The sequence below is a fragment of the Microbulbifer maximicatervae (SeqCode) genome (assembly GCF_052467955.1).
The window spans coordinates 1,771,014-1,780,000 of record NZ_CP174329.1; the positions used below are offsets into that span (position 1 = coordinate 1,771,014).

The window sequence follows — 8,987 nt, forward strand, 5'->3', positions numbered from 1 at the left end:
ATAGGTTTCGGCCATTTTTCAGGTACAGAAAGAGACTAAAAGAATAAGCGCGAGAACCCTATGATCCTGTCTATTGACCAGGGCACCACTGGTACCACAGCTTTTATCTTCGATAGTAAGGGCCACCTGATTGGTCGCAGTTACTCGGAAATTCCCAATCGTTATCCCCAGCCTGGCTGGGTTGAGCAGGATGCGGAAGAGCTTTGGTCGGTAACTCTCCGGGTCTGTGCCGCAGCACTCCAGCGCGCTGGTGTTCGCGCGTCGGATATCACCGCAGTGGGAATTACTAACCAGCGCGAGACCACGATCGTCTGGGATAGGTATACCGGTGAGCCGGTTTTTCCTGCGATTGTGTGGCAGTGCCGGCGCTCGGCAGAGGTATGCCGGGAGCTGGGGGAACTCGGCAGGTCTGATTGGTTGCGAGAGCGCAGTGGCCTATTGCTGGATGCTTACTTTTCCGCAAGTAAGTTGACTTGGCTGTTCCGCCGTAACCCGGATTTACTAACCCGAGCTCAAAATGGCGACCTGTGTTTCGGCACCGTAGATAGCTGGTTGATCTGGAAAATGAGCGGTGGCAAAGCCCATCTCACCGATCACACCAATGCCAGTCGTACCCTCCTGTACAACATAAAAGATAAAGCCTGGGATAGTGAGCTGCTGGATTTTTTCCAGTGCCCTGAATCCATTCTTCCCAGAATTCTACCGTCGGCTGGCCACTTTACCGATACAGACCCCCACGCTTTTCTCGGCACATCGGCTCCGATTTGTGGTGTTGCCGGGGATCAGCAGGCAGCACTGTTTGGCCAGGGTTGTACCGAGCCCGGTAGTATAAAAAACACCTACGGAACTGGCTGCTTTATGCTGGCTTTTGCCGGCGAGGATCGCCCGGAGCTACCCCAGGGGTTGCTGGCTACAGTGGCCTGTAATGCCCAGGGTAATCCGGCCTATGCCGTAGAGGGTTCAGTTTTCACAGCGGGCTCCGCTATACAGTGGCTGCGGGACGAGATGGGAATGATCCAGCAGGCGGTGGATACCGAAATCATCGCCCAGAGTATTCCTCATACCCGCGGCGTTTATCTTGTGCCTGCATTTAGTGGACTGGGTGCGCCGCACTGGGACCCATCGGCACGGGGGACTATTTGCGGCTTGAGTCGGGGGGCTGGTCGAGCTGAGGTGGTGCGTGCCACTTTGGAATCTATAGCTTACCAGAGTGATGAGCTGGCTCGTTTGATGGAGCAGGCCTTGGGCTTGCCGATTACCCATATGCGTGTGGATGGGGGTGCTTGCGCGAATAATTTCCTGATGCAATTCCAGGCGGACATATCCTCTTTGCGTGTTGAACGGCCCCAGCAGATTGAATCGACGGCTATTGGTGCTGCGTTGCTGGCTGGTATTGGCAGTGGAACCTGGCGACCAAGGGAGTTACCAGAGTGTTTGCAGGAAATTGAACGGGACTTTATGCCGGCAATGACTCAGGCGGAGAGGGAGCAGTTGTTGGCTGGTTGGCGGAGGGCGGTAAAAGCCTGTAAAGCTTTTTAGGCTGGACCGCCTATCCTCTTAGCGTAATAACCTAAGGGAGGGGTAGAGATGTCACATATCGATATGCTGGAGGAAACTGTAGCAACTTTGGTCGATGGTCAAAGAGGCATCTTGGCTGCCGATGAGAGTGGCGGCACTATTGCCAAGCGCTTTGCCACGATTGGAGTGGATTCCACCGAGAAAAACCGGCGTGACTACCGTGCTGCGCTGCTGTCCTGTAAGGGGTTGGGTGAATGTATCAGTGGCGTTATTTTGTTCGAGGAAACCCTGGGGCAAAAAGATGTTGAGGGTCGGCCCTTGCCGGAAGTGGCAGCGTCACAGGGGATAGTGCCGGGCATTAAGGTGGATAAGGGCAAGGGCCCTCTGCCTGGAGCGCCTGGGGATATGATCACCTACGGGCTGGATGGGTTGTCTGAGCGCTTGCAGCAATATAAAAAGCAAGGAGCTCGCTTCGCCAAGTGGCGTGAAGTCTATCCTATAGGCCATCACAACCCCACGCGCCTGGGGCTTACCGCAAATGCTGAGATGTTGGCCCGCTATGCAGCGGTATGCCAGGCCGAAGGGGTGGTTCCTATTGTCGAGCCAGAGGTTCTGATGGACGGTGAGCACGATATAGAGCGCAGTGCGGCAGTAAATGAGCGGGTTTGGCACTCTGTGTTCCACGCACTCCACCAGCACGGGGTAATACTGGAGCTGATGTTGCTCAAGCCCAGTATGGTAACCCCTGGTGCGGAGGCGGAAACGGCTGACCCTGAGCAGGTGGCCGAATATACCCTGCGCAGCTTGCGGCGAACGGTCCCCGCAGCAGTGCCGGGAATTAACTTTCTTTCCGGGGGGCAGGGACCAGAAGAGGCCACGGCCAATCTCAATGCAATGAATCAGCAAGGTGGTGGCCCCTGGCAGTTGAGCTTTTCCTATGGGCGCGCACTACAAGAGCCAGCACTCGCTGCTTGGCAGGGGCGCCCGGAGAATGTTGAAGCAGCCCAGGAAGCGCTACTTAAACGGTCCCGCATGAATCATTTGGCCATGCTGGGCAGGTACCGCGAAACCCTGGAATAGCGATTAGCTAGCAAAATAATAATCAATAAGGAGATTGCAATGGAGTTTGTCACCAGGGGAGTGACGCTGTATTACCGGCGCTGGTGGGTAGAAGAAGCCGTGGGTGTAGTAGTTATATCCCACGGGTTGGGAGAGCACAGTGGGCGTTACGGTGAGCTGGCGGAGGACCTCAATCGAGCAGGGTACAGTGTTTATGCCCTAGACCATTATGGCCACGGATTGTCGGATGGGAAGCGTGGGGATATTGAGGATTTTGCACTTTATAGTGAGGATCTAAATGAATTTATCTCCTTGGTAAAAAGTGGAAACTCCGGACTTGGGATGCATCTTCTTGGCCACAGTATGGGAGCTGTTATCGCCTGTGGCTGTGCTATTCGATATAAATCTGTCGACAGTTTAAATCTTTCCGCACCGGGTTTTCGCGGTAAAAGTGAGCCAAAAGGCCTTTTGTTATGGCTCGCGCTATTTTTGGCTCGCTGGCTTCCGGGGTTGGCTCTTTCCAGCCAGATAAATAGTCAGTGGATATCTCGTAGTCCGGATGTGGTCAAGCGGTATGTCAGTGATGAACTCGTGCATCACAGTATCTCTCTGCGCTGGTTTAAGACTTTTTTGCAGGAGCGGGAGTTTTTATCTGGCCGGTTGGATGGGATATCCATGCCTTGCCTTCTGTTATTGCCGGAATCAGACCATATTGTCGATGTGGAACTCAGCCGCAAGTGGTTTGGACAGGTAGGGTCAAAAAACAAGCAGTTGCACTGTTTCTCAAGGTCTTACCACGAGGTATTTAATGAAATAGAGGAGGGGCGTTTGGCCCGGGAGCTGCTACTTAGCCATCTCAATTCTGTTTCAGTAGAGACTGCTTCTGTCATATAAGGGTAAAAAAGCGCAAAGCTAACAGGTGGCGCAGCAGAAGCTATGGCGAATACCGTGTAAAAGCGTATGAAGCATTGTATGATACGCGGTCATTTTTGCCCCTCGGAAGTATTACCGAGGGAAAATAGTGGGGTGGAACATGGATAAAAAGTTGCTGAGCCTGTTGGTATGTCCGGTGAGTAAAGCGCCGCTTGAATACCGGGAGGACACACAGGAGCTGGTTTGCAAGGCCAGTGGTCTAGCCTATCCGGTGCGAGACGGTATACCGGTAATGCTGGAATCTGAAGCGCGGCAGCTGACAGCCGAGGAAAAGCTGGAAAAGTAAACCAATGGGTGAACCCAGCGTTTTCAGTCAAATTATCTCGGGAGATATCCCTGCTGAGATGATCTACGAGGACGACCAATGTGTCGTTATTGAGGATCGCGCGCCACAAGCGCCGACCCATCTCCTCATTATCCCACGCAAACCCCTAGTGAATTTATCCGCGGCTCAGGCTGAGGATAAATCCCTGCTCGGCCACCTTATGTGGCTGGCGGCAGAATTGGGGCGCAAGCTGGGGCTCGAGGGCTATCGACTGGTAGTTAATAACGGTCGAAGCGCAGGTCAAACCGTATTTCACCTGCATGTTCACCTGCTTGCCCAAAAAAGAATGCCCGAACAAGGGCTGGCACAGTAGTGGAACAGAAGTGACACCGTGTCACTGACGCCAATCAAATAAAACTCAACTAACGAAGTGGAATTACGCCGGATGAAAAGCGCACAGATTCGCGACGCCTTTCTGAATTATTTTGCTGAGCAGGGTCATGCCATTGTGCCCTCCAGTTCCCTGGTTCCGGGCAATGACCCGACGCTGTTATTCACCAATGCCGGCATGGTGCAGTTTAAGGACACCTTCCTGGGGCAGGAAAAGCGTTCCTACAATCGCGCCACCAGTTCACAGCGCTGTGTGCGTGCAGGAGGCAAGCATAACGACCTTGAAAATGTCGGTTACACCGCACGGCACCACACGTTTTTTGAAATGCTCGGTAACTTTAGCTTCGGCGACTACTTCAAGCGCGAAGCGATTCGCTTTGCCTGGGAGTTCCTGACCAAAGTATTGAATTTGCCAGAGGAGCGTCTTTGGGTAACCGTACATATCAGCGATGATGAAGCCGCTGATATTTGGCTGAAGGAAATGGGAGTGAGTGCCGAGCGCTTCTCCCGTCTCGACGAGGATAACTTCTGGCAGATGGGTGACACTGGTCCCTGCGGTCCAAGTTCTGAGATTTTCTACGATCACGGTGCCGATGTGCCCGGCGGCCCTCCCGGTTCCGATAATGACGACCTTGATCGCTATATCGAGATCTGGAACCTGGTATTTATGCAGTATGAGCGCACCGCTGATGGTGAACTACACCCACTGCCCAAGCCCTCAGTGGATACCGGCATGGGGCTGGAGCGTATTGCCGCCGTAATGCAGGGAGTACACTCCAATTATGAAATTGACTTGTTCCAAGCGCTGCTGAAAGCGGCGGGAGAAGTGGTTGGCTGCAGCGACCTGGAAGAGAAATCCCTGCGAGTGATCGCCGACCATATCCGCTCTTGTTCATTCTTGATTGCCGACGGCGTAATGCCTTCCAACGAAGGCCGTGGATTTGTACTTCGTCGCATTATTCGCCGCGCAGTGCGCCATGGCCACAAGCTTGGGCACAAAGACATCTTCTTCTACAAGCTGGTAGAAGCGCTCGCCGAGCAGATGGGTGACGCATACCCGGAGCTGCGTGAAAAGCAGCAGGTGATTGAGAATGCGTTGCGCAAAGAGGAAGAGCAGTTTGCGAAGACTCTGGATAAGGGAATGGCGCTGCTAGAGGATGCCCTGGCTTCCCTCGAAGGCAGTGAGATCCCCGGTGAGTTGGTATTTACTCTGCATGATACTTACGGCTTCCCGACAGACCTAACCCAGGATATTGCCCGTGAGCGCGGTCTATCCCTGGATATGGATGGATATGAAGCTGCTATGGAAGCCCAGCGCCAGAGAGCTCGCGCTGCCGGTAAATTTAAACAGGACTATACCGATGTCCTCGAACTGGAAGGGGCTACAGAGTTTCTCGGTTACAACGCGACCGAGGCAGCAGGCAAAGTATTGGCCATCGTAAAAGGTGGTGAGCAGGTTGAGCGCCTGGAAGACGGTGAAGAGGGTGCAATTGTTCTAGATCGGACCCCCTTCTACGCAGAGTCCGGTGGTCAAGTAGGTGATAGTGGCTATTTGAGTTCCACTGATGCCCGCTTTGAAGTGCGCGATTGCACCAAGCAGAGCGCGCACCATTTGCATACTGGTAAGGTGTTGAACGGGGGCATCGCTGTGGGCGAAACCCTTGAGGCAGTCGTATCTGCAGATGTTCGTCAATCCACCGCCCTGAATCACTCTGCAACCCATCTATTACATGCCGCCTTGCGCAAAGTGCTGGGCGAGCATGTTACCCAGAAGGGTTCCCTGGTGGACTCGGAGCGCCTGCGCTTTGACTTCTCCCACCCCGAAGCCGTAACGGCAAAGCAGTTACACGCGATTGAATCCCTGGTTAATAGTCAAATTCGCGCAAATACTCCAGTTGAAACTCACGAAACCGATATTGAGTCTGCAAAAGCGATGGGCGCTATGGCGCTATTCGGCGAAAAGTACGGCGATACTGTGCGTGTACTTTCCATGGGCAAAACCGATGACAAGGCTTTTTCCGTTGAGTTGTGTGGCGGTACTCACGTGAAGCGCACCGGTGATATCGGTTTGATTCGCATTGTTGGGGAAAGCGGTATTGCTTCCGGTCAGCGCCGAATCGAAGCGGTTACTGGTGCTCACGCAATGTCTCTGTTCGATCAGGCACAGCAGCGTCTGGAGCATGTAGCGACTCTGCTTAAGGCGCGTCCGGACTCCTTGGCTGACAAAGTTGAACAGTTGCTGCTTAACAATCGAAAACTGGAAAAAGAGATTGCCCAGTTAAAAACCAAGTTGGCCAGCGGTGCTGGCGGAGACCTTTCCACTCAGGCTATTGAATTGGCGGGCTTTAAGTTGCTGGCAACCTCTATTGACGGAGCTGACCCCAAATCACTGAGAGATCTGGCGGATCAGATGAAGAACAAGCTGGGCAGCGGCGTGGTGTTGCTGGCGGCCCCGGGCGATGAAAAGGTGGCTTTGGTTGCCGCAGTTACCCAAGACCTGACAGATCGGCTTTCTGCGGGTGACCTTATGCGCTTTGCTGCCGGGAAGCTGGGCGGCAAGGGTGGCGGTCGAAAAGATATGGCCCAAGGTGGTGGAACCGATGTGTCCGCGCTCCCCAATATGCTGAAAGAAGTGCCAAATTGGATAGAGCAATCCTTAAACTAGTTAAGTTTTGTCAAATTAGTGGTCTGAATTCGTAGTTGAGTTGATTTCGCAGAGGTTTGGTGATTAAGTGCGCGCCTGCACGAGTTGGGCAGGAAGCGTACTTATTGTGGAGCTAAGGAAACACAGTAAGTTATGAGTTTGTTCGTGCAGAAGTATGGCGGGACTTCAGTTGGCTCAATTGAGCGAATTGAAGCTGTGGCCGATAAAGTCGCCGCGTTTCGCGCTCAGGGACATGACATGGTTGTCGTATTGTCTGCCATGAGTGGTGAAACAAATCGCCTGATTGATCTCGCTTATCAAATCCAGGAAAAACCAGACCCCAGAGAATTGGATGTTCTGGTTTCCACAGGAGAGCAGGTCACAATTGCCCTTTTGAGCATGGCTCTGAAGAAGCGTGGTTATGACGCCTGTTCCTACACGGGTGGGCAGGTAAAAATTCTTACGGATAATGCTCATACCAAAGCGCGCATTCAAAGTATCGATGTGGAGCGAATGCGCACCGATCTCGATGAAGGCAAAGTCATCGTTGTGGCTGGTTTTCAGGGAGTGGATGACGACGGCAATATCACCACACTGGGGCGCGGCGGGTCTGACACGACGGGTGTGGCGTTAGCTGCGGCGTTAGATGCTACCGAGTGCCAGATTTATACCGACGTGGACGGGGTCTATACCACTGACCCTCGAGTGGTCGACAGTGCACGCAGACTCGATCGAATCACATTTGAAGAAATGTTGGAAATGGCCAGTCTTGGCTCCAAGGTTCTGCAGATCCGCGCCGTAGAGTTCGCCGGTAAATACAAGGTTCCCCTGCGCGTACTCTCAACTTTTGAAGAGGGTAACGGAACCCTGATTAGCCTGGATGAGGAAGATAACGATATGGAACAGCCAGTTGTATCCGGTATCGCGTTTAATCGCGATGAAGCAAAACTGACAATTCGTGGAGTGCCGGATACCCCTGGGGTTGCATGCCGAATCCTGGCACCGGTCGGCGCTGAAAATATCGAAGTCGACGTTATTGTTCAAAACATCAGTGCTGTCGATGGCACGACTGATTTCACCTTCACTGTTCACCGCAATGATTTAGGTAAGGCTCGTGATGTTTTAGAGCGAGTTTCTGCGGAACTTGGTGCGCGAGAGGTGATCACAGACGACAAGATCGCCAAGGTTTCTATTGTTGGCGTAGGTATGCGTTCACATGCAAATGTGGCAAGTCGTATGTTTAGTGCCCTGGGTGAAGACAATATCAATATCCAAATGATCACTACTTCTGAAATTAAGATCTCAGTGATTATTGACGAGCGTTATTTAGAGTTGGCTGTTCGGGCGCTGCATAGCGAATTTGAGCTTTCAGACAAAGAAAGGTAACGAGATTTTATAGCCGGCCTGCAGGCGGAAAAAACAACCAATTACAATTCAGTGGCTCGACGTAGCATGCAACCTGTTGAGATTTTGTTCGACTGGTCAATACTGAAGAGTGTGAAGGTTAGTTTTTAGCCTTTTGTGCACCGCCATCCGGTTATGATGACCAAGTAAGAGCAGTTCCAGGGGAACGCCGGCTGCTCTTTATCACAGGATGATCAAGGAGAAGTAGGTAATGTTGATTTTAACCCGCCGAATTGGCGAAACGCTGATGGTTGGCGACAATGTCACGGTTACCGTGCTGGGGGTGAAAGGCAATCAGGTGCGTATTGGTGTCAATGCCCCTAAAGAAGTTGCCGTGCACCGTGAAGAAATTTATCAGCGTATCCAGCGCGAGAAGCAATCCTCCGAGGAGGGTGGCAACGAGTAGTGAAACAGTTCCCTAAAAAAGGCCGGCTTTCCGGCCTTTTTTATTTTGTGCTGTAGATATTTTCACCGGTGACTTTGGCGGAAAAGTCTTTTTTTTGAACGTCTTGCCCATTTCCTGTTCGAGAAGACAAAAAAGTGCAAAAAGTTATTGATTCCCCATTGCTTTTTGCCGAGCCGTTGGTATTATGCCGCCCACTTTCAGCGAGCAACCAAACAGGTTCAGCGACGCGAAAGACCTCCTCGGAGGTGGCCTGAAAGCGGAGCTTCCGCTGCGGCTTAAAAGGAGAGATGGCCGAGTGGCTGAAGGCGCGCCCCTGCTAAGGGCGTATGGGTTAACACTCATCGAGGGTTCGAATCCCTCTCTCTCCG

At 52.6% G+C, this 8,987-nt stretch carries 8 protein-coding genes and 1 tRNA gene (1 of these 9 only partly in view); all 9 read left to right on the plus strand.

Annotation, left to right across the window (positions count from 1 at the left end):
- The first annotated feature begins 60 nt into the window (after positions 1 to 60).
- Entirely contained in the window at positions 61 to 1,539 is a 1,479-nt protein-coding gene (glpK, locus tag ACJJI5_RS07490; protein WP_445355905.1) for a glycerol kinase GlpK, read from the plus strand.
- Between the two features lie 48 nt (positions 1,540 to 1,587).
- The gene (locus ACJJI5_RS07495) at positions 1,588 to 2,598 is read left to right on the plus strand and encodes a class I fructose-bisphosphate aldolase (RefSeq protein WP_445355906.1); all 1,011 of its coding nucleotides are present in this window, start codon (positions 1,588 to 1,590) and stop codon (positions 2,596 to 2,598) included.
- A gap of 39 nt (positions 2,599 to 2,637) precedes the next feature.
- Positions 2,638 to 3,471: an alpha/beta hydrolase gene (locus ACJJI5_RS07500; RefSeq protein WP_445355907.1), complete on the plus strand. Its 834-nt coding sequence runs from the start codon at positions 2,638 to 2,640 to the stop codon at positions 3,469 to 3,471.
- A gap of 139 nt (positions 3,472 to 3,610) precedes the next feature.
- The gene (locus ACJJI5_RS07505; RefSeq protein ID WP_108734085.1) at positions 3,611 to 3,796 is read left to right on the plus strand and encodes a Trm112 family protein; all 186 of its coding nucleotides are present in this window, start codon (positions 3,611 to 3,613) and stop codon (positions 3,794 to 3,796) included.
- 4 nt (positions 3,797 to 3,800) lie between these two features.
- Complete coding sequence (locus tag ACJJI5_RS07510) at positions 3,801 to 4,148, plus strand: histidine triad nucleotide-binding protein (protein WP_413662882.1); 348 nt, start codon at positions 3,801 to 3,803, stop codon at positions 4,146 to 4,148.
- Positions 4,149 to 4,220: 72 nt separating this feature from the next.
- Positions 4,221 to 6,830, plus strand: a complete 2,610-nt coding sequence (gene alaS, locus ACJJI5_RS07515) for an alanine--tRNA ligase (RefSeq protein WP_445355908.1) — start codon at positions 4,221 to 4,223, stop codon at positions 6,828 to 6,830.
- 132 nt (positions 6,831 to 6,962) lie between these two features.
- Complete coding sequence (locus ACJJI5_RS07520) at positions 6,963 to 8,195, plus strand: aspartate kinase (RefSeq protein WP_413662880.1); 1,233 nt, start codon at positions 6,963 to 6,965, stop codon at positions 8,193 to 8,195.
- A 229-nt stretch (positions 8,196 to 8,424) separates the two neighbouring features.
- Entirely contained in the window at positions 8,425 to 8,619 is a 195-nt protein-coding gene (gene csrA / locus ACJJI5_RS07525; protein WP_091391203.1) for a carbon storage regulator CsrA, read from the plus strand.
- Between the two features lie 281 nt (positions 8,620 to 8,900).
- Positions 8,901 to 8,987: transfer RNA gene (locus ACJJI5_RS07530), tRNA-Ser, on the plus strand (it continues 3 nt past the right edge of the window).